The organism is Pseudomonas sp. HP_12 (genome assembly GCF_055283955.1).
Genome location: NZ_JBTOQG010000012.1, coordinates 190,150 through 217,098, shown reverse-complemented (window position 1 = coordinate 217,098; position 26,949 = coordinate 190,150). Strand labels below are relative to the sequence as shown.

General features: G+C 61.8%; 25 protein-coding genes. 16 read left to right on the top strand and 9 right to left on the bottom strand.

The features are described 5' to 3' along the window. Window positions 1-10 precede the first annotated feature (10 nt). A complete protein-coding gene (locus tag ACYASU_RS10955) occupies window positions 11-1,591 on the bottom strand; it encodes a rhodanese-related sulfurtransferase (RefSeq protein ID WP_463582807.1) in 1,581 nt (526 codons plus the stop codon). Beyond that, the gene (locus ACYASU_RS10950) at window positions 1,588-2,196 is read right to left on the bottom strand and encodes a cysteine dioxygenase family protein (RefSeq protein ID WP_463582806.1); all 609 of its coding nucleotides are present in this window, start codon (window positions 2,194-2,196) and stop codon (window positions 1,588-1,590) included. Before ACYASU_RS10950 ends, ACYASU_RS10955 begins: the two co-directional genes overlap by 4 nt. Window positions 2,197-2,396: 200 nt before the next feature. Between ACYASU_RS10950 and ACYASU_RS10945 the strand changes: the two genes are divergently transcribed. Further along, window positions 2,397-3,302 carry a LysR family transcriptional regulator gene (locus tag ACYASU_RS10945; protein ID WP_463582805.1) on the top strand — a complete coding sequence of 302 codons (906 nt, stop codon included), beginning with the start codon at window positions 2,397-2,399 and terminating at the stop codon, window positions 3,300-3,302. Between the two features lie 127 nt (window positions 3,303-3,429). Beyond that, entirely contained in the window at window positions 3,430-4,248 is an 819-nt protein-coding gene (locus ACYASU_RS10940) for a class II aldolase/adducin family protein (protein WP_423572768.1), read from the top strand. Window positions 4,249-4,322: 74 nt separating this feature from the next. Here the strand turns inward: ACYASU_RS10940 and ACYASU_RS10935 are convergent, their stop codons facing one another. The 5 genes from ACYASU_RS10935 to ACYASU_RS10915 form a co-directional block, all read right to left on the bottom strand. Beyond that, window positions 4,323-5,408: an LLM class flavin-dependent oxidoreductase gene (locus ACYASU_RS10935; protein ID WP_463582804.1), complete on the bottom strand. Its 1,086-nt coding sequence runs from the start codon at window positions 5,406-5,408 to the stop codon at window positions 4,323-4,325. Between the two features lie 248 nt (window positions 5,409-5,656). After that, window positions 5,657-5,824 (bottom strand): hypothetical protein, encoded by a 168-nt coding sequence (locus ACYASU_RS10930; RefSeq protein ID WP_463582803.1) that lies wholly within the window; start codon window positions 5,822-5,824, stop codon window positions 5,657-5,659. A gap of 312 nt (window positions 5,825-6,136) precedes the next feature. After that, entirely contained in the window at window positions 6,137-6,547 is a 411-nt protein-coding gene (locus ACYASU_RS10925; RefSeq protein ID WP_133776461.1) for a PA2817 family protein, read from the bottom strand. Between the two features lie 64 nt (window positions 6,548-6,611). Further along, complete coding sequence (locus tag ACYASU_RS10920; protein WP_163022082.1) at window positions 6,612-6,815, bottom strand: helix-turn-helix domain-containing protein; 204 nt, start codon at window positions 6,813-6,815, stop codon at window positions 6,612-6,614. Between the two features lie 198 nt (window positions 6,816-7,013). Beyond that, window positions 7,014-9,458 carry an acyl-CoA dehydrogenase gene (locus tag ACYASU_RS10915; RefSeq protein WP_463582802.1) on the bottom strand — a complete coding sequence of 815 codons (2,445 nt, stop codon included), beginning with the start codon at window positions 9,456-9,458 and terminating at the stop codon, window positions 7,014-7,016. A gap of 213 nt (window positions 9,459-9,671) precedes the next feature. On the opposite strand from ACYASU_RS10915, the gene ACYASU_RS10910 reads away from it, so the two are divergent. The 3 genes from ACYASU_RS10910 to ACYASU_RS10900 all read left to right on the top strand — a co-directional run bounded on the left by ACYASU_RS10910 (window position 9,672) and on the right by ACYASU_RS10900 (window position 12,223). Next, entirely contained in the window at window positions 9,672-10,295 is a 624-nt protein-coding gene (locus ACYASU_RS10910; RefSeq protein WP_282373551.1) for a glutathione S-transferase family protein, read from the top strand. Window positions 10,296-10,514: 219 nt separating this feature from the next. After that, the gene (locus ACYASU_RS10905) at window positions 10,515-11,447 is read left to right on the top strand and encodes an ABC transporter ATP-binding protein (RefSeq protein ID WP_192172746.1); all 933 of its coding nucleotides are present in this window, start codon (window positions 10,515-10,517) and stop codon (window positions 11,445-11,447) included. Then, window positions 11,444-12,223 (top strand): ABC transporter permease, encoded by a 780-nt coding sequence (locus tag ACYASU_RS10900; protein ID WP_463582801.1) that lies wholly within the window; start codon window positions 11,444-11,446, stop codon window positions 12,221-12,223. The genes ACYASU_RS10905 and ACYASU_RS10900 overlap by 4 nt, the downstream gene beginning before the upstream one ends. 171 nt (window positions 12,224-12,394) lie before the next feature. On the opposite strand, the gene ACYASU_RS10895 is transcribed toward ACYASU_RS10900, so the two are convergent. After that, window positions 12,395-12,910, bottom strand: coding sequence for a DUF2062 domain-containing protein (locus ACYASU_RS10895; RefSeq protein ID WP_463582800.1), 516 nt, complete (start codon window positions 12,908-12,910; stop codon window positions 12,395-12,397). Between the two features lie 153 nt (window positions 12,911-13,063). Here ACYASU_RS10895 and ACYASU_RS10890 point away from each other — a divergent pair, with 153 nt between their 5' ends. From ACYASU_RS10890 to ACYASU_RS10855, 8 genes are all read left to right on the top strand, one after another. Beyond that, a complete protein-coding gene (locus tag ACYASU_RS10890; RefSeq protein ID WP_463582799.1) occupies window positions 13,064-15,280 on the top strand; it encodes a DNA internalization-related competence protein ComEC/Rec2 in 2,217 nt (738 codons plus the stop codon). An 84-nt stretch (window positions 15,281-15,364) separates the two neighbouring features. Continuing rightward, complete coding sequence (locus tag ACYASU_RS10885; protein ID WP_133777417.1) at window positions 15,365-16,039, top strand: MotA/TolQ/ExbB proton channel family protein; 675 nt, start codon at window positions 15,365-15,367, stop codon at window positions 16,037-16,039. Continuing rightward, a complete protein-coding gene (locus tag ACYASU_RS10880; RefSeq protein ID WP_463582798.1) occupies window positions 16,036-16,467 on the top strand; it encodes an ExbD/TolR family protein in 432 nt (143 codons plus the stop codon). The genes ACYASU_RS10885 and ACYASU_RS10880 overlap by 4 nt, the downstream gene beginning before the upstream one ends. Next, on the top strand, window positions 16,467-17,462 hold the full coding sequence (gene lpxK, locus ACYASU_RS10875) for a tetraacyldisaccharide 4'-kinase (RefSeq protein WP_463582797.1): 996 nt from the start codon (window positions 16,467-16,469) through the stop codon (window positions 17,460-17,462). The genes ACYASU_RS10880 and lpxK overlap by 1 nt, the downstream gene beginning before the upstream one ends. Before the next feature lie 17 nt (window positions 17,463-17,479). Then, complete coding sequence (locus tag ACYASU_RS10870) at window positions 17,480-17,665, top strand: Trm112 family protein (RefSeq protein WP_071551147.1); 186 nt, start codon at window positions 17,480-17,482, stop codon at window positions 17,663-17,665. Continuing rightward, window positions 17,662-18,426 (top strand): 3-deoxy-manno-octulosonate cytidylyltransferase, encoded by a 765-nt coding sequence (gene kdsB / locus ACYASU_RS10865; protein ID WP_369306694.1) that lies wholly within the window; start codon window positions 17,662-17,664, stop codon window positions 18,424-18,426. Before ACYASU_RS10870 ends, kdsB begins: the two co-directional genes overlap by 4 nt. Before the next feature lie 46 nt (window positions 18,427-18,472). After that, the gene (gene murB / locus ACYASU_RS10860; protein WP_463582796.1) at window positions 18,473-19,492 is read left to right on the top strand and encodes a UDP-N-acetylmuramate dehydrogenase; all 1,020 of its coding nucleotides are present in this window, start codon (window positions 18,473-18,475) and stop codon (window positions 19,490-19,492) included. A gap of 62 nt (window positions 19,493-19,554) precedes the next feature. Further along, on the top strand, window positions 19,555-20,151 hold the full coding sequence (locus ACYASU_RS10855; RefSeq protein ID WP_463582795.1) for a nucleotidyltransferase family protein: 597 nt from the start codon (window positions 19,555-19,557) through the stop codon (window positions 20,149-20,151). A gap of 67 nt (window positions 20,152-20,218) precedes the next feature. On the opposite strand, the gene rne is transcribed toward ACYASU_RS10855, so the two are convergent. Further along, a complete protein-coding gene (gene rne, locus ACYASU_RS10850; RefSeq protein ID WP_463582794.1) occupies window positions 20,219-23,575 on the bottom strand; it encodes a ribonuclease E in 3,357 nt (1,118 codons plus the stop codon). A gap of 713 nt (window positions 23,576-24,288) precedes the next feature. Between rne and rluC the strand changes: the two genes are divergently transcribed. Genes rluC through sppA form a run of 3 tightly spaced genes read left to right on the top strand, consistent with a single transcriptional unit; the run spans window position 24,289 to window position 26,918 of the window. Continuing rightward, the gene (gene rluC, locus ACYASU_RS10845) at window positions 24,289-25,248 is read left to right on the top strand and encodes a 23S rRNA pseudouridine(955/2504/2580) synthase RluC (protein ID WP_192172737.1); all 960 of its coding nucleotides are present in this window, start codon (window positions 24,289-24,291) and stop codon (window positions 25,246-25,248) included. Next, window positions 25,238-25,918, top strand: coding sequence for an HAD-IA family hydrolase (locus ACYASU_RS10840; RefSeq protein ID WP_463582793.1), 681 nt, complete (start codon window positions 25,238-25,240; stop codon window positions 25,916-25,918). The genes rluC and ACYASU_RS10840 overlap by 11 nt, the downstream gene beginning before the upstream one ends. Before the next feature lie 7 nt (window positions 25,919-25,925). Beyond that, a complete protein-coding gene (sppA, locus tag ACYASU_RS10835) occupies window positions 25,926-26,918 on the top strand; it encodes a signal peptide peptidase SppA (RefSeq protein ID WP_192172735.1) in 993 nt (330 codons plus the stop codon). Window positions 26,919-26,949: the final 31 nt, after the last annotated feature.

Below are 26,949 nucleotides of genomic sequence, written 5' to 3'. Positions count from 1 at the left end.
ATGCGGCGGCTCAGATCACATTAAACCCGTGGGTCCCGTCGCGGCCCAACTGCTCGACCAATCCGTACTCCCAATCCAGATACGCCTGCATCGCCTCACGCGGCGCATCAGTGCCTTCATAAGGCCGGCGATAGCGATCAATGCGCGGGGAGGCCAGATGGCTTTCGCCGTGCTCAAGCTCTAACCCCGCCGCGACCCAACTGGCGGTGCCGTCCTTGAGCACAAACACCGGCTTGCCCGTTAGCGCTTCGACCTCAGACACAGCCAGGCGCGCCAGTTTGCTGCTGCCACAGGTCAGCACGTAACGCTCGACGACCGGAATGTTCTGCAGCGCGCTGGCAAGGTCGGCTCGCAGCGTCCACCAGGCACCCGGAATATGCTGCTTGACGTAGTTGGCGCTGGCGGTGAAATCCAGCACCGCCACGCCACCGTGTTCGCGCCACTGGCGCAGTGTTTCGGCGCTGATCTCCTCGACCTGCGGCGCGGGCGGACTCGGCGCGTTCCAGCCGCCTTTTTCGCTGAAATCCTCAGGGCCCAGGTCGTCCACCACGAACACCTCCCAGCCGAGCTGCGCGAGCCACGAAGCCGACATGTTCGCGCGCACGCCGTCGTCGTCGAGCAAAACAATTCGTGCGCCGCGCACGCTGGCGTAATGGTCAGTCTCCTGCACCAGTTGGCCGCCCGGCGTCGAACGCGCCCCCGGCACGTGACCGGCTTCGAATTCTTCCGGCGTGCGCACATCGAACAGGTACGTCGTGCGAGTCGTCTCTGCCTGCCAGACCGGCAAGTCCGCCCGGCTGCCGCGTTTCACTCGTGCTTTGTCCGCCACGTTGCGCGCATCCGCCCGAGCAACTTCCCGGGTCGCTTCAGTGACTTGCGGGAAGCGCCGGGATTGCCCGTGATCCAGGGTCTGCCCGGCCAGCAGCCAGCCGATGGTGCCATTGCGCAGGGCGGAAATCGGGTTGGGCAGGCCCGCGTTGACCAGCGACTGGGTGCCGATGATGCTGCGCGTACGGCCGGCGCAATTGACGATGATCCGGGTATTGGGATCGGGCGCCAGCTCACGGGCACGCAGCACCAGTTCGGCGCCGGGCACGCTGACGCCGGTGGGAATGCTCATGGTCTGGTATTCATCGAACCGCCGCGCATCCAGCACCACCACGTCGGCCTTGGCGTCGAGCAACTGCTTGACCTCCTCGGCGGCCAAAGACGGCGTGTGGCGATGGTGCTCCACCAGTTCGCCGAACGCCTTGCTTGGCACGTTGACGTCAATGAATACCTCGCCGCCAGCGTTGCGCCAGCCCTGCAACCCGCCTTCAAGCAGCTTGACGTCGCTGTAACCCAGGTCCTGAAAACGCTTCAAGGCGCGTTCGGCCAGACCTTCGCCGTTGTCATAAACGGTGACAGCGGTATCGCGACGTGGGATGCGCGCGAGCACTTCCAGCTCCAGTTTCGACAACGGGATGTTGGCGGCGAACAGCGGGTGAGCTTCGGCGAACGGGGCTTCTTCGCGCACATCCACCAGCGCGACCTCTTCATGGGCGAGCAGGGCGCGGCGGATGTCGGCGTATGAACGGGTGTCATGGCTCATTGGGCTTGGTTCTCTTTGGACAGGTCCCAGATGTTCGGGAGAAAAGCGTTGGAATAGCCGGAGATGAACAGCTTTTCGCTGCCATCGGGCTGGTAAACAGCGCGCTTCACGGCGCCGATGTTGGCGCCGTAGACATGAATACTGATCGACACCTGGTCGTCGAAGGCGTTGCTGACCTGATGAATGTCGTTGCTGCGCGGCGATAGTGCCTCGACATGACCGGGCTCCAGGCGGATCGCCCGGCCTTCCTGTTCGAGTCGGCCATCGGCGCTGCGGGCGAACCCCTGGGAATACTCGGCGCCGCGCAGCATACCGATCAAGCCCCAGACGCGATGATCATGAATCGGCGTGCTCTGGCCCGGCCCCCACACGAAGCTGACGACCGAGAACCGCTGCCGTGAGTCGGCGTGCAACAGAAACTGTTGATAGCGCGCCGGATCGGGCACGGCGAACTCATCCGGCAGCCAGTCGTCATGACTGACCAGTTGCCCCAGCAGCTTGCCACCCCGGGAGAGCAGGTCGCCTTCCCCCGGGTTGCTATCGATCAGCTCGGCCAACGCGCCGATAAAGGCCCTGAGTCGTTCAGGGTGTCGGATGTGAGTCATATCGGCTCCGGTCGGAAGGGGATGCTTAATATAAGCATAATGCGACTGGCTAATATGCTATTTATTGATGATTAGGTTATAACCAAAAAGTCGTTGATAACCGACTCGCAGGGTGCCGGCCGTTGTGAGGCTATCCAGCGCCTTCGATAGCCATTATGATTTTTGCCTATCTTGTTTCTCTTATTCCATGTGCGATCCGAATGAAAATTGATGACATCGATGCTTTCGTAGCGGTCATTCGCTGCCAGTCGATCAGCCATGCCGCTGAATCCCTCGACCTGACCCAACCCGCCATCACGCGCCGGATGCAGAATTTCGAGCAAGCGCTGGGCGTCGAATTGTTTGACCGCAACACCAAACCGCTCAAGCCGACGCCAATGGGCACGCAGGTGTATCAGAAGTGTCTGGCGATCCTGCGGGAAATGGACTCTCTGCGTGAACTCGTCGCCAGCGACACGCCGCCCAGCGGTTTGCTCAGGCTGGGGGTGCCGCAAACCATCGGCGACGTCGTGCTGCTGGATGCGTTGAAACACCTGCGCGGGCAATTTCCCGACCTGCGCGCCCAAGTGATCACTGGCTGGGGCAGCCACCTGATCGGCAAAATCGAGAATGGCGAACTGGACGCGGCCGCGGCGCTGTTCCCGGCCGGGAAGATCTTCCCTGAAGGTATCGTCGGCGAGTCCATCGGCAAGATGGAGCTGGCGGTGGTGTGCGCCAGGAGCGCGCTGCCGAAAAAGCCGGTGAAGCTGGCGGACTGCTACGAGCTGGGCTGGGTGCTCAACCCCGATGGCTGCGGTTTCCGCGCCGGACTGCAACGCACGCTGGCTGATCAGGGGTTAAGCCTGAAGGTTAATCTGGAAACCTTCGGCACCGAGCTGCAACTGGGGCTGGTTGCCGATGGTATGGGCCTGGGTCTGGTGCCGCGTCCGCTGCTGGAACGCAGCGTCCACCGCGATTCACTGGCGGTCATGCCGCTCAAGGATTTCAAGCCGGTGATGGACCTGTGGCTGATCTACCCACGCTTCCTCGGCAATCTGCAGGCGCCGGTGGCGTCCTTCGGCGGTCTGGTGGCGCAATCGCTGAAGCAGGAGCGGGATGCGGCTTGAGGGCTGCCCCAGTCTAATAATAAAAAATACTGATAATTAGCTTAGAAGAAAATGTGATTTCTAAATGGTTTGCTCAGCGCATAGGCTGCCCCGATTACGTCTGAAACAGACCACCAGGGAGTCATGCATGAGCAACGTCAGTTCTTTACCCGTTCAGTCCGGCGTCAGCACCGCCGTCAATGCCGGCAGCGTGCGTGATCGGGTCAGCCCGGAAGAGTGGGAGGTGCGGGTGAAACTGGCGGCGGCTTACCGGATCGCCGCCCTGAAACGCTGGACCGACCACATCTACACGCACTTTTCCGCGCGCGTGCCGGGGCCTGATGAGCACTTCCTGATCAACGCCTTTGGCTTGCTGTTCGACGAGATCACCGCGTCCAATCTGGTCAAGGTCGACATCGACGGCACCCTCGTCGATGACCCGACCGGCTTGGGCATCAACAACGCCGGCTACGTTATCCACAGCGCCATCCATGCAGCGCGCCCTGATTTACAGGCGGTGCTGCACACCCACACCCGCGACGGGATTGCCGTGTCCGCGCAGAAGAACGGGCTGTTGCTGATCTCCCAGCATTCCCTCGGGTTCTCCGGGCGCGTGGCGTACCACGGTTACGAAGGCATCGCGCAGGACCTCGGCGAGCGTGAACGCCTGGTGGCGGACCTGGGCGACAAGAGCGTGATGATCCTGCGCAACCACGGTCTGCTCACGGCAGGGGTGAGTGTCGAGCACGCGTTTCAGCAGCTCCACAACCTCGAATACGCGTGCAACATTCAGATCGCGGCGCAGGCGGCGGGCAATGCCGAATTGATCTTCCCGCCCGAGGAAGTGGTCAGGAAAGTGGAAGAACAGGCCAAAGTCCTGAAAAGCGGCACCGGTCCGGGCGTGACACGGCACTGGAACGCGCTGATCCGCGAACTGGATCGGCACGGGACGGATTATCAGGCGTGATGTCGAATCCTGGCGCGCCGTGACGCGGCGCGCCTGGCATGGGGTGTTGATGAGGCCTGCCGCGCAGGCGGCGATTACGCCACTTTCTCGTTCTTCTCCTGCTCACGCCGCGCTACCAATTCGCGTGTCAGCGGGATCAGTTTTTTGCCGTAATCGATTGCGTCTTCCAGCGGATCAAAACCGCGAATCAGGAACGTCGTGATTCCCAAGTCGTAATAATCCAGCAGCGCTTCGGCCACTTGCTCTGCGGTGCCCACCAACGCGGTGGAATTGCCTTTCGCGCCAAGCAGCCCGGCAATGCCGGTCCACAAGCGTTTGTCCAGACGCGCACCTTGGGCCGCGGCTTCCAGCAAACGCCGCGAACCTTCATTTGGCGGCTCTCGGCGTTCAAACCCTGAAGCCTGCGCCAGTGCCTTCGCCCGCTCAAGAATATTGTCCGCACGCGCCCAGGCCTTTTCCTCCGTCTCCGCCAGAATCGGCCGCAACGACAGGCTGAAACGTACCGTCCGGCCGTGTTTTGCGGCTTCGGCCCGCACCTGTTTGACGATGTCCCTGACTTGCTCGTAGGTCTCGCCCCACAGCGCATAGACATCGGCATGCTTGCCCGCAACTTCCAGCGCAGCCTGCGAGGCACCCCCGAAATACAGCGGAATATGCGGCTGCGGCGACTTGACCAGCGAGTGAGCGCCCTCGAACTGGTAGTAATCACCCTGGTGATCGAACGGCTTCTCGGCCGTCCATTCCTGGCGCACCACGCCGAGGTACTCGTCCGTGCGCGCGTAACGCTCATCCTTGCCAATGAAACTGCCGTCCGCGCGCAGCTCTTGATCATCGCCGCCTGTAATGATGTGCACCGCAATCCGCCCGCCAGTGAACACATCCAGCGTGGCGAATTGCCGAGCGGCGACGGTGGGTGAGATAAAACCCGGACGGTGTGCGACGAGAAACTTCAATGTTGTCGTGACGCTGGCCGCGTAAGACGCCACGAACGCACTGTCCGGGCTGTTGGAATGGTAGGCAACCAGTGCACGATCAAAGCCCGCCTCTTCATGGGCACGGGCGACTTTCTCCACATACTCAGGCTGGACCGCCGGCCCGCTGCGCGGATGAATCTCCGACCCGGGTTGGGTCGCGATATAACCGATGAACTCGACGCTCATGACAACTCCTCGTGCTGATGGAACAACCTGCACCAAGGGGAGGGCGCGGGTGCGAGTCAGCAACATAGGGGGAAGTCGGGGGTCTGTGAAATTCGATTTGGCGCTAAGCTAATTATAAAAAATATGCATTTAGCGGGCAGGTAAGATCAGGGAATCTTTTATAAGGTAGAAGGATAACTGCCAAGCTCAGAGTGACGCGGAGCGTCACAGGATGCCTTCCCACGCAGAGCGTGGGAAGGATCGAAGCGTTAGGCGGCGAACTTGCAATTGCCCATACCGGCCTCTTCCCGGCTAAAGCCGGTCCCACAAATGCGCGCAGTCATAAGGACCGGCGGCGCCCCCCGTAGGACCGGCATCAGCCGGGAAGCCTTTGATCCGCCGTTGATCTTGATCTTGATCTTGATCTTGATCTTCATACGCAGAATGTCCAGACACCGCAAAACGCGACTTGGGTGCAGGCTGAACGCAGGTTTCGCGGAGTGGGCCGAGCCGCATGGATGCGGCGAGAGCGCCGTCAGGACATGGATGTCCGTTCGGCGCGGGCCCACGGAGCGGGACCGGAGTGAAGGAACCCCGACGGAGGAGGGGCCAAACCGAGAGCAAGCACCCTTGGTTACTTGGGGTGCTTTTCCAAGTAACTCGCCGAAGGCGAAACAGTCCGCCCCCAGGCGGACGCTCTTGATGTTGATCTTGATCTTGATGTTGATCTTGATCCGGATAACCTCAGATCAATGCTTGGACTCAGACTGCGACATCGCCAACAACTGCTTCTCCTGATTCCAGTCGAACGGCTCCTCGTTCTCCATCGCCTCAAACCGACGCTCCTCCAGCGCCGTATACAAATCAATCTCATCGTCCGGCATGAAATGCAGACAATCGCCCGCGAAAAACCACAACAAATCCCGCGGCACCAAATGAGCAATCTGCGGATAGCGCTGAATCACCTGACACAACAAATCCTGCCCCAGATACTGACTCTCGATCGGATCAGCCGGCAACAGCGTCAGCAACTCATCGTAACGCTCCAGAAACAGCGCATGACTTTCTTCGGGGACCTGCTCGGCCTCTCCCAGCGCGACCAGGATGCCGCGCAAATGCAACAGCAGATTCATGATGTGGTCGAGATTGGCGTCGGCCATGATGAAGCCCTCAGAGACAAAAACAGGCGCAGGAGTATAGAGGCCCCCGCCGCCTGCGGCTATCTCAATGCCACAACCCGGCCAGATACCGATGGCCTGCTTCGGTAAGCGCGAGATGAGCATAGGTACGGTCAGGACTGGGCAGACGAGTGACGAAGCCCATCATCAGCAGGGTTTGCAGGGTTTGTGTCGGCTTGCCTCTGTAAAGATCCTCCCCGGAGGCAATTTCAGAGAGCAGGCAGCGATGAGTCAGGCGTTGGTTAATCATGATGCGTCCCCTTGGGTTTTTCTTGTTGTTACCAAGGAGTGTAGGACAATTCGCTAGAGCGGTGTATGTAGACGTAAGTCGTGGGCAGCAACTGCAGGAGCGATTCCCATGCTCGCGGATGACGGCGTGTCAGCTAAGGTGCATGTTGCTGACCCACCGCAATCGCGAGCAAGCTCACTCCTACAGGGTACGTCGTTGTTAGCGGGTTTTGCCTTCAGTGGCGACCAGCGCTTCCTTGTCGAAATCATCCACATCGATCACCTTGCGTCGCGCCGCCTCTGCAGCGCGCAAGGTTTCCGCTTCCGCCGCCTGCAGCACGCCTGCGTTGAGCGCGGCGTCGATCAGATGCTCGCCACCCGTCGGTTTGACCTGGCCGCTTTTCACCGCGTGATGAAGTTTGCTGCGGATCGCCTTGGCGCCGTCGAGCAAGTCGCTGGCGTGCTGCAACGCGCCGACCGGATCCTCTGCGTCGGTCGGGCGATAGCAACCGGCAAGCACCGATTCCAACGCCGGGTCTCCCTTGGCGCGGCCGAGGATCTCCGCGACCTGGGCATCGAGCCTGTCCGATGGCCCTTTGTGGCGACGGCCGAACGGGAACACGATCACCCGCAGCAACCCGCCGAGGATGCGGTTCGGGAAATTGCTCAGCAGCTCATCCAGCGCACGCTCGGACTCGCCCAGCGCTTCTTCCATGGACCAGCAAAACAGCGGCGCCAGCGCTTCGGGATAATCCAGATCGTGGTAACGCTTGAGCGCGGCGGACGCCAGGTACATGTGGCTCAGCACATCGCCAAGACGCGCCGACAGACGCTCGCGGCGTTTCAGCTCGCCGCCCAGCAGCATCATGCTCAGGTCCGCCAACATTGCGAACGCAGCAGCCTGCCGGTTCAGCGCGCGGAAATAACGCTGGCTCAGGCGATCCCCCGGCACGCTTTCGAAATGCCCCAGCCCCAGATTCAGCACCAGCGTGCTGGCCGCGTTGCGCACGGCGAAGCCAATGTGCTGCATGAGCAGGCCGTCGAATTCCACGACCGCCCGATCGTGATCCTTACGGCCGGCGAGGGCCATTTCCTTCAGCACGAACGGATGGCAGCGAATAGCGCCCTGACCGAAGATCATCAGGTTGCGCGAGAGAATGTTCGCGCCTTCCACGGTGATGAAGATCGGCGCGCCTTGCCATGAGCGACCGAGGTAGTTGTTCGGGCCCATGATGATGCCCTTGCCGCCGTGCACATCCATCGCGTGGGTGATGCACTCGCGGCCACGCTCGGTCAGGTGATATTTCAGAATCGCCGACAGCACCGAAGGCTTCTCGCCCAGGTCCACCGCGTTGGCGGTCAGAATGCGCGCGCTGTCCATCAACCACGCGTTGCCACCGATGCGCGCGAGGGATTCCTGAATCCCTTCGAACGCTGCCAGCGGTACGTTGAACTGCTCGCGCACTTGGGTGTACTGCCCGGTAACGAGGCTGGTGAACTTCGCAGCGCCGGTGCCGACCGCCGGCAGGGAAATCGAACGGCCGACCGACAGACAATTCATCAGCATCATCCAGCCTTTGCCGAGCATGTCCTGGCCGCCGATCAGGTATTCCAGCGGAATGAACACGTCCTTGCCTGAGTTCGGACCGTTCATGAACGCCGCGCCCAGTGGCACATGACGGCGACCGATTTCCACACCGGCGGTGTCGGTTGGAATCAGCGCCAGGCTGATGCCCAGGTCTGTCTCGTCACCGAGCAAATGCTCAGGGTCGTAGGCCTTGAACGCGAGGCCGAGCAGGGTGGCGACCGGGCCGAGGGTGATGTAGCGCTTTTCCCAATTCAGGCGCAGACCAATGACTTCCTCACCTTCCCACTGGCCCTTGCAGATGATCCCGGTGTCAGGCATCGCCCCTGCGTCGGAGCCGGCCAGCGGGCCGGTCAGTGCGAAGCACGGGATCTCGTCGCCTCGCGCCAGGCGCGGCAAATAGTGGTTGCGCTGCTCTTCGGTGCCGTAATGCAGCAGCAGTTCCGCCGGGCCCAGTGAGTTAGGCACCATCACTGTGGAGGCCAGATCGCCGCTGCGGGTCGCCAACTTCATCGCTACTTGCGAGTGGGCGTAGGCCGAGAAGCCTTTACCGCCGTATTCCTTGGGAATGATCAGCGCGAAGAAACCATGCTCCTTTATATGCGCCCAGGCTTCCGGCGGCAGGTCCATGGCCTGACCGATCTCCCAGTCGCTGACCATGGCACACAGTGCTTCGGTCGGGCCGTCGAGGAACGCCTGCTCTTCATCGGTCAGTTTGCTTTTCGGATAGCTGAGCAGGGTGTTCCAGTCCGGACGTCCGCTGAAAAGCTCTCCATCCCACCACACGGTGCCGGCGTCGATGGCGTCACGCTCGGTGGCCGACATCGGCGGCAGCACTTTCTGAAACCACGAGAACATCGGCGCACTGAAGTGTTTGCGGCGCAGGTCCGGCAGCGCCAGCATCAACGCGACGCCAATCCACAACACCCAGGGGATGATCATCCAGCCGTGGGCATGGCTGAACGCGCCCATCGCCAGCAGATACACCGCGACGATGCCCAGGGCGGGGAAGGGCGCAACTCGCCGATGGGCCAGCCAGGCCACGCCGACCACCAACACTACGATCCACAGCAACAACATAAACAGCCCTCCATGATGACGGTGCGATAAGCGCAACCGGCTGCGCAGTCGACCGCTCTGGCCCGCGCTTCGATAGTGACCCCGGGCTACCAAGGGAGTTCGGGGGCTGGCCGATGCACAGGGAGTTGTGGCTCGAACACCCGCATCCCGGAGTAGACTGTGGCCCGCCGCAAACGCCACTCATCGCTCGTTGACCACACGGAGAATGACAACATGTTGAAGATCTGGGGCCGCAAGAACTCGTCCAATGTGCGCAAGGCATTGTGGATCGCCGAGGAACTGGGACTGGAATACGAGTCGCTGAATGCCGGCGGCGCCTTTGGTGTCAACGATCAGCCCGAGTACCTGGCGAAGAACCCCAATGGTGTGGTGCCGATGATTGAAGACGGCGAGTTCGTGCTGTGGGAATCCAACACCATCGTCCGTTATCTGGCGGCTCAATACGCGCCGGATCCTGCTTTCTATCCCGCCAGCCCCAAGGCGCGCGCTCAGGCGGAGAAGTGGATGGACTGGACTACGTCGACGCTGGCCGGCCCTTTCCGCCCGGTGTTCTGGGGCGTAGTACGCACGCCGGCCGACAAACAGGACTGGACGCAGATCAACGCGGCCAAAGCTGAAGTCGAGCGCCTGCTGGTCATCGTCGACGCAGCACTGGCGCATCAGCCGTACCTCTCGGGCGACGAATTCGGCGTGGGCGACATTCCCCTCGGCTGCTTCGCTTATCCCTGGTTCGAAATGCCGATTGAACGTCGCGAGCTGCCCCACCTCAAAGCCTGGTACGAGCGTTTGCAACAGCGTCCGGCGTATCGAAAAGCCGTCATGACCGCGCTGACCTGAGTTCAGCCCGTGTCGAGTTAATACTGACTATCAATCGATGTCGCTGTACTTGGGCGGCATCGGCACGCAACATTGCGGCCACTGCGTTTGTAGCCTTGTGTTGCGCCTGATATTCCTGCTGCGCAGCACGGTAAATGTCAGTGCCCCTGTGAGCCTGGCAACTGCACGTTCGTATTCGTTTATCTTCCCTTTTCATTTTTTATTGGTGTGTGTTCAGTCATGAGTTCAGCTCTGTCCATCCGGCAGCTAACCAAGACCTACGGCAACGGTTTCCAGGCCCTCAAGGGCATTGATCTGGACGTCGCCGAGGGTGATTTCTTCGCATTGCTCGGCCCCAACGGCGCCGGCAAATCCACCACCATCGGGATCATCTCGACCCTGGTCAACAAAACCAGCGGCACGGTGAACATCTTCGGCCACGACCTCGATACCAATCCGGCGCAACTCAAGCGCTCGATCGGCGTGGTGCCGCAGGAATTCAATTTCAATCAGTTCGAGAAGACTTTCGATATCGTCGTGACTCAGGCGGGCTATTACGGCATCCCGCCGAAGATCGCCAAAGAGCGCGCCGAGCAGTACCTGACCCAGCTGGGTTTGTGGGACAAACGCGACTCGCCGTCACGTTCGTTGTCCGGCGGCATGAAACGCCGACTGATGATCGCCCGCGCGCTGATTCACGAGCCGCGTCTGTTGATCCTCGACGAGCCTACTGCCGGCGTTGATATCGAGCTGCGACGTTCGATGTGGACCTTCCTCACCGAGCTGAACGAGAAGGGCATCACCATCATCCTCACCACGCATTATCTGGAGGAGGCTGAGCAGCTGTGCCGCAACATCGGCATCATCGATCACGGCACGATCATCGAAAACACCAGCATGAAGAACCTGCTCAACAAGCTGCATGTGGAGACCTTCCTGCTGGACCTGCGCGATCCACTGCAGGCCGCGCCTCAGCTCAACGGTTATCCGGTGAAACGGGTGGATAGCCAGACGCTTGAGGTGCAGGTCGACAAGACCATCGGCATCACGTCGCTGTTCAGCCAGCTGTCGCTGCAGAACATTCAGGTGCTGAGCCTGCGCAATAAAACCAATCGCCTTGAGGAGTTGTTCGTGGGTCTGGTCGAGAAGAATCTGGCGAAGGTGGCGATATGAGCTCGGAGCTGCGTCCCAACCTGATCGCCCTGAACACCATCGTTTACCGGGAGGTCCGCCGGTTCATGCGGATCTGGCCGCAGACCCTGCTGCCGCCGGCGATCACCATGGTTCTGTACTTCGTGATCTTCGGCAACCTGATCGGTCGGCAGATCGGCGACATGGGTGGCTTCACCTACATGCAGTACATCGTGCCCGGCCTGATCATGATGTCGGTGATCACCAACTCCTACGGCAACGTCGTCTCGAGCTTCTTCGGCGCCAAGTTCCAGCGTTCGGTCGAAGAGCTGATGGTCTCGCCGGTGTCGCCCCACACCATTCTGATCGGCTACACCATAGGCGGTGTACTGCGCGGGCTGACGGTGGGGGTGATCGTCACGATGCTGTCGATGTTCTTCACCGACCTGCAGGTGCATCACCTGGGGATCACCATCATTGTGGTGCTGCTGACCGCGACGATCTTCTCGCTGCTGGGCTTTATCAACGCCGTGTTTGCGCGCAACTTTGATGATATCTCGATCATCCCGACCTTTGTGCTGACGCCGTTGACCTACCTGGGCGGGGTGTTCTATTCGATCAACCTGCTGCCGCCGTTCTGGCAAACCGTGTCGCTGGCCAACCCGGTGCTGCACATGGTCAATGCCTTCCGCTTCGGCATCCTCGGGGTGTCGGACATCAAGATCAGCATCGCCCTGGCGTTCATGGTCGTTGCGACCATCGTGCTCTATCTGGGCTGTGCGCGACTCCTGGTGAGCGGACGCGGGATGCGTCAGTAACAGATCTAGGACGATCTTGTGAAATAGCGGCGGACTCGATTATGAGTCCGCCGCATTCTTATGTGGGAGCGAGCTTGCTCGCGAAGACTCCATTACACGCGCTGAATGGGTAGCGGATGTACTGACCTCTTCGCGAGAAAGCTCGCTCCCACCGGATTGGCGGCGTTGGCGCTACTGACGTTTAGCCTTGCGCTGCTTCCACTGCCGTCCGACCCACCAGCGCCAGTACGCCATTGTCCCGAAATACCCCGCCACGCCCAGCACGATCCCCGCCACCACCGACCCCAGCAAAAATGGTTGCCACAGGGTAGAAAGCTGCCCGCTGATCCAGTCCCAGCTCAGTTCGTCCGGGAAATGCCGTGGCGGCAAGCCCATGAGCAGCGCACCGATTTTGTAGGTGCAATAGAACACCGGCGGCATCGTCAGCGGGTTGGTCAGCCAGCACAGACTCACCGCAATCGGCATGTTGGCCCGCACCCAGATCGCCAGCACGGCGGCCAGCAGCATCTGCAATGGCATCGGCATCAAGGCGGCGAACAGCCCGATCCCCATCGCGCGCGCCACGGAGCGTCGATTGAGGTGCCAGAGGTTGGGGTCGTGCAGAAGAGAGCCAAGAAAGCGTAAGGATTTGTGTTCCCGGATGCTGTTCGGATCGGGCATGTACCGCTTGATCAGGTGGCGTGGCATACGGGAATCCGGCGAGGTGGGCGGGAAATTCGAGGAAGTATGCACGGATAGTCGCAAACGCAAATTCAGACTTTGTGACAATTAATAAGCGCGCGTGCCGGGGCATCGACTAAGCCATGGAGGTTGATTTAGCCTGCAGATAAGGAAAGCCTCATGCGCACAGGGATGCTCGCCCTCGCACTCGGATTGCTGACGCTACGTTTTTTGCCAGCATTACCGCCGGTCTGGTCGCTGCTGGCGATGCCCGTGGTGGCGCTGATGCTGCTGCCGTTTCGCACCTACCCGCTGGCGTTTTACCTGTTCGGCCTCACTTGGGCCTGCGTCTCGGCGTCGTCGGCGCTGGATGACCGACTGGCCGAGCGCCTCGATGGGCAAACGCTCTGGCTGGAAGGGCGCGTGGTCGGGCTGCCACAGACCCTCGACGGCGTGGTGCGGTTTCAGCTGGATGATCCCGTTTCACGACGCGCGCGGTTGCCCGAGCAGATCCGCATCGGCTGGTATGGCGGCCCGCCGGTCGGCAGCGGCGAGCGCTGGCGTCTGGCGGTCAAACTCAAGCGGCCGGGTGGGCTGGTCAATCCCGGCGCGTTCGATTACCAGGCGTGGCTGCTGGCCCAGCGCATTGGCGCCACCGGCACCGTGGTGGACGGCCAGTTGCTCGAACCGGCCCGGGGCAACTGGCGCGACGGCATCCGCCAGCGCCTGCTCAGTGTGGATGCCCAGGGCCGACAGGGCGGGCTGGCTGCTTTGGTGCTCGGTTACGATTCAGGACTGAGCGCCGCCGACTGGCAGGTCCTGCAGGACACCGGCACCGTTCACCTGTTGGTCATCTCCGGGACGCACATCGGCTTGCTTGCCGGCTTGCTCTACGGGCTCGTCGCCGGGCTGGCCCGCTGGGGTGCGTGGCCGGCGCTTTTGCCCTGGCTGCCCTCGGCGTGCATCGCGGCCTTCTCGGGCGCGCTGGCCTATGGCGTGCTGGCGGGGTTTGAAGTGCCGGTGCAGCGGGCTGTCACCATGCTGGGGCTGGTGCTGCTGTGGCGTCTGCGGTTCCGCCATCTGGGCACCACGTGGCCGCTTTTGCTGGCGCTGAATCTGGTGCTGATCGCCGAGCCGTTGATCACGCTGCGCCCCGGCTTTTGGCTGTCGTTTCTGGCCGTCGCGATCCTGATGCTGATCTTCAGCGGGCGACTCGGGCGGTGGAGCTGGCTGCAGAGCTGGACCCGCGCACAATGGCTGATTGCGCTTGGCCTGATGCCGGTGTTGCTGGCGCTGAACCTGCCGGTGAGCGTGAGCGGCCCCGTCGTCAATCTGCTCGCCGTGCCGTGGGTAAGCCTGTTGATTCTGCCGCTGGCGTTGCTCGGCACGCTGCTGCTGGCGATTCCATCCCTTGGCGAAAGCCTGCTGTGGCTGGCGGGCGGTTCGATGGACGGGTTGTTTCGATGGCTCTCGTTCATGGCGGATCTCGCTCCCGCCTGGACCGGGCCCCACGTGCCGGTGTGGATCTGGCCGCTCAGCCTGCTCGGCGCGTTGCTGCTGTTACTGCCCAAAGGCCTGCCGATGCGTCCGCTGGGCTGGCCGTTACTGTTGCTGTGCATCTTTCCGCCGCAGAAGACAGTGCCCGCCGGGCAAGTCGAAGTGTTGCAACTGGACGTGGGGCAGGGTCTTGCCATATTGCTCCGTACCCGTGATCACGCCCTGCTGTACGACGCGGGGCCGCGCTTCGGCGATTTCGATATCGGCGAGCGCGTGGTGTTGCCGGCCATTCGGCGCGCCGGGGTCAGGCAGCTGGACACGCTGCTGCTCAGTCATGCCGATTCTGATCATGCCGGTGGCGCCGCCGCCGTTCTAAAAGGCGTGCCCGTTGCGCGGGTGCTGACGGGTGACGTAGGGCGCATGCCTGCCGAGTTGTCGGCCGAGTCCTGCCGTAACGGGGAAACATGGACGTGGGATGAGGTGACTTTTTCCACCTGGAGTTGGGATCAAGCCGCCGAGGGCAATCAGGCCTCCTGCGTGCTCAGCGTCGAGGCCAACGGCGAGCGGCTGTTGCTGACCGGTGATATCGACGTGGAGGCAGAGCGCGCCATGCTCGACGACGGGTTTGACGTCAGCGCCCACTGGCTGCAATCCCCCCACCACGGCAGCCGCAGCTCGTCGTCCCGGGCGTTTCTGCGCGCGGTCGGCGCCCGGGGCGTGCTGATTTCCCGAGGCCGCAATAATGCGTTCGGTCATCCCCATCCTCTAGTGATGTCGCGGTATGCGTGGTCGGGCATGGAGATTCACGACAGTGCTGTGCTGGGTGCTATCACCGTGCAATTGGGCGCCTACGAAAAGGCGCAGGCCGAACGTAGGACGCGACGCTTCTGGCGTGACTGAAAGGTCTGGTTATTCATCGACACGTTCGGCGAGGCGCCGACGCTATGTTAGAGTGGCGCCACTTTTTTTGAGGGGGTGGTCGCTGTGTGGGAGCTGGTCAAGTCAGGTGGCTGGATGATGCTACCGATCATTTTGAGTTCCATCGCCGCCGTCGGAATCATCATTGAACGCCTCTGGACCCTGCGCGCCAGCCGCATCACGCCGCCGCATTTGCTCGGCCAGGTGTGGCGCTGGATTCAGGACAACCAGCTGAGCGCCGAAAAGCTCAAAGAGCTGCGCGCCGATTCGCCATTGGGTGAAATCCTCGCCGCAGGCCTCGCCAATTCCCGTCATGGCCGCGAGATCATGAAAGAGTGCATCGAGGAGGCCGCAGCCCGGGTCATTCACGAGCTCGAACGCTATCTGGCAACACTCGGCACCATCGCTGCCATGGCCCCGCTGCTGGGTCTGCTGGGCACCGTGCTCGGCATGATCGACATTTTTAGCTCGTTCACCAGCAGCGGCATGACCGGCAACGCAGGCATGCTCGCCGGCGGTATTGGCAAGGCACTGATCTGCACCGCCTCGGGCCTGACCGTTGCGATTCCCGCGATCTTCTTTCACCGCTACCTGCAAAGCCGCGTGGATGAACTGGTCGTCGGCATGGAACAGGAAGCCATCAAGCTGGTGGAAGTCGTGCAGGGCGATCGTGACGTCGATCTGACCGACGCCAAGCCGGACCTCAAGGCTGCCGCGCGTGGCGAGGGCAAGAAGAAGTGAAATTCCGCCGTCGCAAGCCCAGGGAGACCATCGACATCAATCTGGTGTCGCTGATCGACGTGGTGTTCATCCTGCTGCTGTTCTTTGTCGTGACCACCACGTTCACCCGGGAAACCCAGCTGCGCGTAGACCTGCCCCAGGCGGTGACCGGTGCCTCGGCCAATGATGTCGACAAAAAGCACCTCGACATCACCATCAATGCCGACGGTGTTTACTCGGTGAACAACACGCTGCTGGGCGACAGCAAGCTGGAAACCCTGATTGATGCCTTGCAGAAGGAGTCCGAGGGCGACACCAGCCTGCCGCTGTCGATCAGCGCTGACGGCAAGACCCCCCATCAGGCGGTGATTACCGCCATGGATGCTGCCGGCAAACTCGGTTTCGCTCATTTGCGCATGACCACCGTCGAGGCCGCATCGGCTAACTGATGGCATTCACTGACCGACTGCTCGACGCCTGGTACAACGGCCATCCGGCGCTGGTGTTGTTGCGCCCGCTCGAATGCCTGTACCAGCGTGTGGTGAACCGAAAGCGCGCGCGTTTTCTTGAAGGGCAGGGCGATATTTATAAAGCGCCCGTTCCGGTCGTTGTCGTCGGCAATATCACCATCGGCGGCACCGGTAAGACGCCGCTGATTCTGTGGATGATCGATCATTGCCGGGCGCGCGGCCTGCGCGTCGGTGTGGTCAGTCGCGGCTACGGCGCCAAACCGCCGAGCCTGCCCTGGCGGGTACTGCCGCAACAGACTGCCGAGCACGCGGGCGATGAACCGCTGCTGATCGTCAATCGTACCGGCGTGCCGCTGATGATCGACCCGGACCGCTCGCAAGCCGTGCGCGCCTTGCTGGCTGAGGAGCCCCTCGACCTCATTCTTTCCGATGACGGCCTGCAGCACTATCGCCTGAACCGCGACCTCGAACTGGTGCTGATCGATGCCGTCCGCGGGCTTGGCAATCGGCGCTGCCTGCCGGCGGGCCCGTTGCGCGAACCGGTCGAGCGGCTGCAAAGCGTGGATGCCCTGCTGTACAACGGTGCCGGCGCGGATCGCGAAGACGGCTTTGGGTTTCAGCTCAAGCCCTCCGCGCTGGTCAATCTGGTCACCGGTGAACGCCGGCCGGTCGATCATTTCCCGCCCGGTCAGCAGGTCCACGCAGTGGCCGGCATCGGTAATCCACAACGTTTCTTCAACACCCTCGAAGGACTACACTGGCGGCCTGTTCCACATGCGTTCGCCGACCACGCCGTGTTCAGTGCCCAGTCCCTGTCGTTCACCCCGGCATTGCCCGTGGTCATGACCGAGAAGGACGCCGTCAAATGCGCCTCCTTCGCCGCGCCGGACTGGTGGTATCTGGCCGTGGAAGCCGCGCCTTCGCCGGCGTTCGTCAGTTGGTTCGATTCGCAGTTAACCCGTCTTTTGCCATGACTCGCTCAGGATCTCTTATGGACACCAAATTGCTCGACATTCTTGCCTGCCCGATCTGCAAGGGGCCGCTCAAGCTCAGCGCCGATAAAACCGAGCTGATCAGCAAAGGCGCCGGCCTTGCCTATCCGATCCGCGACGGCATCCCGGTGATGCTGGAAAGCGAAGCGCGCACCCTCACCGCCGACGAGCGTCTGGACAAATGACCGCAGCGTTCACCGTTGTCATTCCGGCACGCTACGGCTCCAGTCGCTTTCCGGGCAAGCCGCTGAAAACCATCGCCGGCAAGCCGATGATCCAGCACGTCTGGGAACAGGCGCGCAAAAGCAGCGCAGAGCGCGTGGTGGTTGCCACTGACGATCAGCGCATCGTCGACGCCTGCCAGTTGTTCGGCGCCGAAGTGCTGATGACCCGCGACGATCACAACTCCGGGACCGACCGCCTGGCTGAAGTCGCCGCCAAGCTGGGTCTGGCCGACGACGCCATCGTGGTCAACGTCCAGGGCGACGAACCGATGATCCCGCCGGCTGTGATCGATCAGGTTGCCGACAACCTCGCCGCGCACCCTGAAGCGCGCATGTCGACCCTCGCCGAGCCGATCGAGGACGTGGCATCGCTGTTCAATCCCAATGTGGTCAAGGTCTGCTCGGACCTCAATGGTCTGGCGCTGACCTTCAGCCGCGCGCCGCTGCCCTGGGCTCGCGATGCGCTTGCGAAGACCCGCGACGAGCTGCCGGAAGGCGTGCCGTATCGCCGTCACATCGGCATTTATGCCTACCGCGCCGGGTTCCTCCACGACTTCGTCAGCTGGGGCCCATGCTGGCTGGAAAACACCGAAAACCTCGAGCAGTTGCGTGCGCTCTGGCACGGCGTGCGCATTCACGTGGCCGATGCCCTTGAAGCGCCACCGGCCGGCGTCGACACCGCTGAAGACCTGGAACGCGTTCGTCGTCTGCTGGAGGGTTGATGAGCATGGCTCTGGTCGTTCTTCCACTGTTTTCGCGGATGCACCCATGACCCTGAATGTGCAGCACGACGTGTCTCTCAAGCCCTACAACACGTTCGGCGTGGCCGTGCATGCCCGGCGTTTTGCCGAGGCGTTCAGCGACGACGACGTGCGCGAGGCCCTCGCGTATTCGGCCAGCCACGACGTGCCGCTGATGGTCATCGGCGGCGGCAGCAACCTGCTGCTGACCCGTGACGTCGATGCCCTCGTGCTGCGCATGGCCAGCCGCGGCATCCGCATCACCCACGAGGATTGCGGCGGCGCCATTGTTGAAGCGGAGGCTGGGGAGCCCTGGCATCCTTTCGTCCAGGACACGCTCGCTCAGGGACTGGCCGGGCTGGAAAACCTCAGCCTGATCCCCGGCACTGTCGGTGCTGCACCGATGCAAAACATCGGCGCTTACGGCGTTGAACTCAAGGATGTTTTCCACAGCCTGACCGCGATCGATCGACACAACGGCGAGCTGCGGGAATTTGGCTTGGCCGACTGCGCGTTCGGTTACCGGGACAGCCTGTTCAAGCGTCAGCCAAACCGCTGGCTGATCCTGCGGGTTCGCTTCAAGCTCAGTTACTCGGCGAGCCTTCATCTCGATTACGGTCCGGTGCGTCAGCGGCTGGAAGAGCAGGGCATCAAAGAGCCCTCGCCGATCCACGTGAGCCGGGCGATCTGCGCCATTCGCAGCGAAAAACTGCCGGACCCGGCGACGTTGGGCAACGCGGGGAGCTTCTTCAAGAACCCTCTGGTGTCCGCCGAGCGTGTGGCTGTCATCAAACTCACGCACCCTGGCGTGGTCGGCTACCCTCAGGCCGATGGCCAGGTAAAACTGGCGGCCGGCTGGTTGATCGAGCAGGCGGGCTGGAAGGGCTTTCGTGATGGTGACTCCGGCGTTCATGCGCTGCAGTCGCTGGTGCTGGTCAATCACGGAGAGGCTTCCGGCGGGCAATTGCTCCGTCTCGCGCAGCGGATTCAGGCGGACATCCTCGAGCGCTTCGGCGTTGCGCTTGAGATGGAGCCTAACCTGTATTGACCGTGGGATCCGTCCTCTTCCGCTTTGAGTTTCAGTCAGCGTGTATCCCATGAGGGTTGAACATGAGTGAAACGCTGTGTGCCGTCGTGCTGGCGGCGGGCCTCGGCAGTCGCTATCGAGCGGTTGCCGGTGACCACCGCAACAAGCTGCTGGCGCAATGCATCGGGCGTGACGGCATGGAGCGATCGGTGCTGGAGCAGGTGCTTGCCCACGTAAAAACCCTCGCCGATAAAACCGTCCTTCTGACACGAGCCGATTACTGCAGCGTGGCCGAGCTGGGCCTGCGTCACGGCTGTGAAGTGGTGGTGCTGGATTCCCCTGGCATGGGCGACAGTATCGCTGCTGCCGTTTCGGCGGAGCCTGCTCATTGCGGCTGGTTGATTGCATTGGGCGACATGCCCTTCATTCATGCTGACACACTCGAGCGCGTGGCCTGCTCGGTGGAGGACGACGCCATCAGCGTACCGGTCCATGGCGGGCGGTATGGGCACCCCGTCGCTTTTGGTCGTGCGTTCGGGCCGGCGCTCATGGCCCTTGCCGGGGAGAAGGGGGCCAAACGGCTGTTCGTGGGTGCGCGGATCAAGGAGATCGAGGTCGACGACCCAGGCGTGTTGTGGGACGTGGACGTGCCTGCTGCGCTGATCTTTCAACCCGGCTGATTTCAAACCTCCAGGCATAAAAAAGCCCCACCTGCTTACACAGGTGGGGCTTTTTAGTTACCGCCGATCAAACGAGCGGTTTAGGCTCATCCGAGGCTTGGGCCTCTTTCTGCTGACGCTCGGCTTCCAGACGACGGCGGCGCACTTCACGGGGATCGTTCGGTGCACGGCCATTGCTGGCAACCGGCAGCGCAGGCGTCTCTTCTTTGGCCGGTTCTGCAACTGGCGCTTGAGGAGGTTCGACCGCCACTGGGGCAGCGACGATTTCCGGCGCTGCAGTCTGAGCTGGCGCTTCTACGGCTGGCGCGATGACCGGTTCAGCGGCCACAGGCTGCTGAGCAACGGGTTCAACCACGGTCGGCGCGTCGATTACCGAGGCCTTGGCGTGCACTGGCTCGGCGGTTTGAGCAGGTTCAGAGATCTGAACGAGCTCAGACGCTTCGGCAGGCTCGGCCGTCTGAACAGGCTCAGCAGGCTGGACATGCTCGGCTTTAACCGGTTCAACAACGTGAACCGGCTCAGCCACGGCGACTTCAACCGCTTCATGCACCAGCGCAGGGGTCGGCATAAAGGCCGGGGCTTCCACAACCGCTGGCGCTTCAACAGCGACCGAAGTCTCGCCACTGGCTGGCGTGTCGGTCGATTCGGCTTCAGCGGCGGCTTTCACCTGGCGTTCGAACGGGCTCAGTGAGGCGTCGAATGTTGCCACTTCCACTTCCGGCATCACCGAGCGCTTGGCTTCAGGGGCAGGGGACTCGACGGCGGGCGCTTCTGGCGCTGCTTCGGAGGCCTGAGCCACCGGTGCTGCTTCAGTCGCGCGGGCTTCAACGGACGTGTTCGCACGTTCAGCCTGACGGTGGGCATCGGCTTCGGCGGTGGCGCTGATGACGCGCTCCGCTACGGCAGCAACGCTTGCACCGGCAACGACATCGCCACGGTCGGCGTTTGCGTGCACTTCGTCATGGGACTCATGACTGTGCTCATTGCCTTCGCCGTCGTGGGCTTCAGAACCTTCCGAACCCTCAACGCCTTCGCTGCCTTCGATTTCATTGCCGTTGGCATCACGCTGGCGCTCACGACGGTTGCTGCGACGACGCTGACCACGAGAACGACGACGAGGGCGATCGCCTTCGGCGTGCTCCTGGTTGTCATCCTGTTGCTCTTCGCTGGCCAGCAGGGTTTCGTCTTCGGCTGCTACTGCAGCCTGTTCGGCGCGTGGTTGACGTTCTTCACGCGGCGCACGCGGCTGACGCTCTTCACGCGGGGCGCGCTCAGGGCGTTCTTCGCGGGGCAGGTTGACAGCCGGTGCGGCGTCGATCGGCTCACGCAGTTCACGCACACGCTCTTCACGCGGCTTGCGGTCTTCACGCCCAGCACGTGGCTGACGCTCTTCGCGAGGCGCACGGGCCTGACGCTCTTCACGCGGTGCGGTAGTTTCTTCACGGGCTTCACGCGGCTCGCGCGGTGCACGCTCTTCACGAGGCGCGCGCTCCTCACGTGGGGCACGTTCTTCACGGGGTGCGCGTTCTTCGCGATCGGCACGCGGCGCACGTTCTTCACGCGGCTTGCGTTCTTCGTCACGACGGCCGTTACGGCTGCGGCTCTGCTGACGGCCATTTCGACGCTCGTCGTTGCGCGCAGGACGCTCGGCAGCCGGTTTTTCGACCACGGCGGCAGGTGCGGCAGCGGCAGGCTCTTCCTTGGAAGCGAACAGGCTGACCAGCGACTTCACCAAGCCTTTGAACAAGCTTGGCTCGTGGGCAACCGGTGCAGGCGCAGCGGCAACCGGTGCAGCGGCTTCAACCGGAACCGGTGCGTTGGCACGGGCCGGAGCGGTCTTGACTGCCGCTTCCTGGCGAACCAGGGTGCGGGTGGCGGCGGCAGGCGGTGCAACTTCTTCCACTTCAGCAGCAGCGGCAGCGATTTCATAGCTGGTCTGCAGGCTGTGGGCTTCCGGACTGTCATCACGCAGACGCTGCACTTCGAAGTGCGGGGTTTCGAGATGGTCGTTCGGCAGAATGATGATGCGCGCACGGGTGCGCAGTTCGATCTTGGTGATCGAGTTGCGTTTTTCGTTGAGCAGGAACGCAGCGACCGGGATCGGCACTTGAGCGCGCACTTCGGCCGTGCGGTCTTTCAGCGCTTCTTCTTCGATCAGGCGCAGGATTGCCAGGGACAGCGATTCAACGTCACGAATGATGCCGGTGCCGTTGCAACGCGGGCAGACAATGCCGCTGCTCTCACCCAGGGATGGACGCAGACGCTGACGGGACATTTCCAGCAGGCCGAAGCGCGAGATGCGACCGACCTGAACGCGGGCACGGTCGGCTTCGAGGCTTTCACGGACCTTTTCTTCCACGGCGCGCTGGTTCTTGGCCGGGGTCATGTCGATGAAGTCGATGACGATCAGGCCGCCGATGTCGCGCAGACGCAGTTGACGGGCGATTTCCTCAGCCGCTTCAAGGTTGGTCTGCAGGGCGGTCTCTTCGATGTCGCTGCCTTTGGTGGCGCGCGCCGAGTTGATGTCGATGGACACCAGTGCTTCGGTCGGATCGATGACGATGGAGCCACCGGAAGGCAGTTCGACGACGCGCTGGAAGGCGGTTTCGATCTGGCTTTCGATCTGGAAACGGTTGAACAGCGGAACGCTGTCTTCGTAGAGCTTGATCTTGCTGGCGTACTGCGGCATCACCTGACGGATGAACGTCAGCGCTTCTTCCTGGGCTTCGACGCTGTCGATCAGCACTTCGCCGATGTCCTGGCGCAGATAGTCGCGGATGGCGCGGATGATGACGTTGCTTTCCTGATAGATCAGGAAGGGCGCGGAGCGGTCGAGGGAGGCCTCTTTGATCGCGGTCCACAGTTGCAGCAGGTAATCGAGGTCCCACTGCATTTCTTCGCTGCTGCGGCCAAGACCGGCAGTGCGAACGATCAGACCCATGTCGGCAGGGGCGATCAGGCCGTTCAGCGCTTCACGCAGTTCATTGCGCTCTTCGCCTTCGATACGACGGGAGATGCCGCCGGCGCGCGGGTTGTTCGGCATCAGGACCAGGTAACGGCCTGCGAGGCTGATGAACGTGGTCAGGGCAGCGCCCTTGTTGCCGCGCTCTTCTTTCTCGACCTGAACGATGACTTCCTGGCCTTCGCTCAGGACGTCCTTGATGTTGACGCGGCCTTCGGGCGACTTCTTGAAGTATTCGCGGGAGATTTCTTTCAGCGGCAGAAAGCCGTGACGCTCGGAGCCGAAGTCGACAAACGCGGCTTCAAGGCTGGGTTCGATACGCGTGATCCGGCCTTTGTAGATGTTGGCCTTCTTCTGTTCGCGGGCCCCGGATTCGATGTCCAGGTCGTAGAGGCGCTGGCCGTCTACCAGCGCAACACGCAACTCTTCGGGTTGAGTTGCGTTAATCAGCATTCTTTTCATGTAGTACCGTCGGTTTCCGGGCTGCCGGAAACGGCGTTCGGCACACACGACTTCTCACGGTCGGTGTCAGGGCACGTCAGGAGTGCTTGAACACTCCAGTGTCTAACGAGGTTCGGCCAGCGGGGCCGAGTCGCGACGACGTTCCTGCTTGCTGTGGTGACAAATGACACCCTGTCAGCAAAAGCTTTGTCAGGAGGAGGAATCAACCATCGGTAGCGGACGATATGAAGCGTCTTGAATAAAGCCTTGTGCTACACAGTCCGACGGTTGTGCGTCTCCACCCCACACGTATCCCTGATAATTCGGGTGCTGCCGCGCGCTGAATCCGCAGCGGGTTGCATTTATCGCGATCTTCCATGGGAAGTCCGCGCGTCATGGCTCAAATAAGGCATGGTTTCCGAAGCATTCGCCCGGAGCGACTGCCAGCGACTGCACTTTGTGAACTGGCCTTGAACGTGGGCCTCGATGGCGAGTGACTCACTCTGCGATCGGGCTTGTTTCAGGCCTCATGTCACCTGCGCTCGTTACGCTTGCATATCTTCCGTTGTCACCGAAAGCCCCGTAGGACGGCCTCGCGCCCTCGTGAATTGCGTTGGGCAGGGCCGGCTGTCATACCGTTTGTCCGCTGTCCAGGCCGCTTTTGGCGGCGTTCGCGACTATAGCAGCAATCATTAAGTGCTTCAAATCCATAAAAAATTGTTATGATTTGCGCCATGACAAATCTTACCCCCCCAACCCCCGGCGTCCGGCTGGTAGAGGTTGCGCCGGAATTTGCCGGTCAGCGCATCGATAACTTTCTGATCACGTACCTCAAGGGCGTTCCCAAGACCTTGATTTACCGCATTTTGCGCAAGGGCGAAGTGCGTGTGAATAAGGGCCGGATCAAGCCCGAGTACAAGCTTCAGGCGGGCGATGTCGTGCGCGTCCCACCCGTTCGAGTGCCTGAGCGCGACGAACCTGTGCCGGTTGCCCAGGGTTTGCTGCAGCGTCTTGAGGCCGCCATTGTCCATGAAGACAAAGGCCTGATCGTCCTCAACAAGCCCGCAGGCATCGCGGTTCACGGTGGCAGCGGCTTGAGCTTTGGCGTCATCGAAGCCTTTCGTCAGCTGCGTCCCGACGCCAAGGAGCTGGAACTGGTCCACCGTCTGGACCGTGACACCTCCGGGCTGCTGATGATCGCCAAAAAGCGCAGCATGTTGCGACACCTGCACGAACAGTTGCGCGGCGACGGCGTGGACAAGCGTTACATGGCGCTGGTCCGCGGAAACTGGCCGACCGCGCAGAAGCAGGTCCGGGCACCGTTGCTCAAGAGCAATCTTCGCTCCGGCGAGCGCATGGTCGAGGTCAATGAGGAGGGCAAGGAGGCGCTGACTCTGTTCAAGGTCCTGCGCCGCTTCGGCGACTTCGCCACCATGGTCGAAGCCCGGCCCATTACCGGCCGTACCCACCAGATTCGCGTGCACGCCTTACATGCCGGCCACTGCATCGCCGGTGACCCCAAGTACGGCGATGAAGATTTCAGTCGCGAAATTCGTGATCTCGGCGGCAAGCGTCTGTTCCTGCACGCCTACGCCCTGACCGTGCCGCTGCCGGACGGTGGCGAGTTGAAACTCGAAGCGCCCGTCGACGAGATGTGGGCCAAGACCGTGGAGCGATTGCTGCTTGCGCCCTGATTACGAACTGCTGATCTTCGACTGGGACGGCACGCTGTCCGATTCCATCGGTCGTATCGTCGACGCGATGCAAGCCGCCGCACAGCTTGCCGGCCGTCCGGTACGTGACGATGCAGCGATCAAGGGCATTATTGGTCTGGGTTTGCCGGAAGCGATTCGCACGCTGTACCCGGATATCACGGCCAATGACCTGATCGATTTCCGGCAGCACTACGCCGACCGTTACATGGCCATGGACATTGAGCCCTCGAAACTGTTCGACGGGGTCCATGAGTCGCTGGAGGCGTTTCGTGCCGAGGGCTATCGTCTGGCGGTCGCCACCGGCAAGGCCCGGCGTGGTCTGGATCGGGTGTTGAAGGCGCACGGCTGGACCGACTTCTTCGACGCCACCCGCGCGGCGGATGAAACGGCCAGCAAGCCCGATCCGCTGATGCTCAATGAAATCCTGCAGCATTGCGGCGTCAGGCCTGAAAAGGCGCTGATGGTTGGCGACGCTTCGTTCGATCTGCTGATGGCGCGTAACGCCGGAATGGATTCGGTGGCTGTCGGGTACGGCGCGCAAGCGCTTGGCTCCCTGCTTCAATACCAGCCGCGTCTGGCGATCGAGCACTTTTCCGAATTGCGCACCTGGTTGGGTGCGCGGACTGCTGAAACTTCGTTGTTGGGGTAACTGATCTATGTCGGACGAATGGAAGTCTCCGTCTTCGCCAGAGCGCGACGACGCAGGGGATGCAAAAAGCTGGAAACTGCTGGAAAAGACCCTGCTCGCCAGCGTGCAGGAGCAGCGTCGGTCACGACGCTGGGGAATCTTCTTCAAATCCCTGACCTTCCTTTATCTGTTCGGCGCACTGGCGCTGTTCTCGCCGCTGATGGATTTCGGCAAGGGCGCCTCGCGCAGCACCAGTCACACTGCGCTGATCGAAGTGAAGGGCATGATTGCCGACACCGAGGCGGCCAGCGCCGACAACATCGTTGGCAGTTTGCGGAAAGCGTTTGAAGATGAAAAAACCAAGGGCGTGATTCTGCGCATCAACAGCCCGGGCGGCAGTCCGGTGCAGTCCGGCTATATCTACGACGAGATCCGTCGTCTGCGCGCGCAGAAGCCAAACATCAAGGTGTATGCGGTGATCACTGATCTGGGTGCGTCCGGTGCGTATTACATCGCCAGCGCCGCTGACCAGATCTACGCGGACAAAGCCAGTCTGGTGGGTTCGATCGGTGTCACGGCAGCCGGCTTCGGTTTCGTCGGCACGATGGAAAAACTGGGTGTTGACCGTCGTACCTACACGTCGGGCGAGCACAAGGCGTTCCTTGATCCGTTCCAGCCGCCAAAGCCTGACGAGACTGCCTTCTGGCAGGGCGTTCTGGACACTACCCACAAGCAGTTCATCGCCAGCGTGAAGGCGGGTCGCGGTGATCGCCTGAAAGACAAGGACCATCCGGAACTGTTCTCGGGGCTGGTCTGGACAGGCGAGCAGGCGGTGGGCCTGGGTCTGGTCGATGGGCTTGGCAGTGCCAGCTACGTGGCGCGGGATATCATCGGCGAGAAAGAGATGGTCGATTACACAGTGCAAGAGTCGGCGTTCGATCGTTTCTCCAAAAAGATGGGCGCCAGCGTGGCCGAGCAGATCGCAATGTGGGCAGGCTTCAAAGGGCCGTCCCTGCGCTGATCGCTTCAGCCTTCGCGTGTGAAGAAAAGCC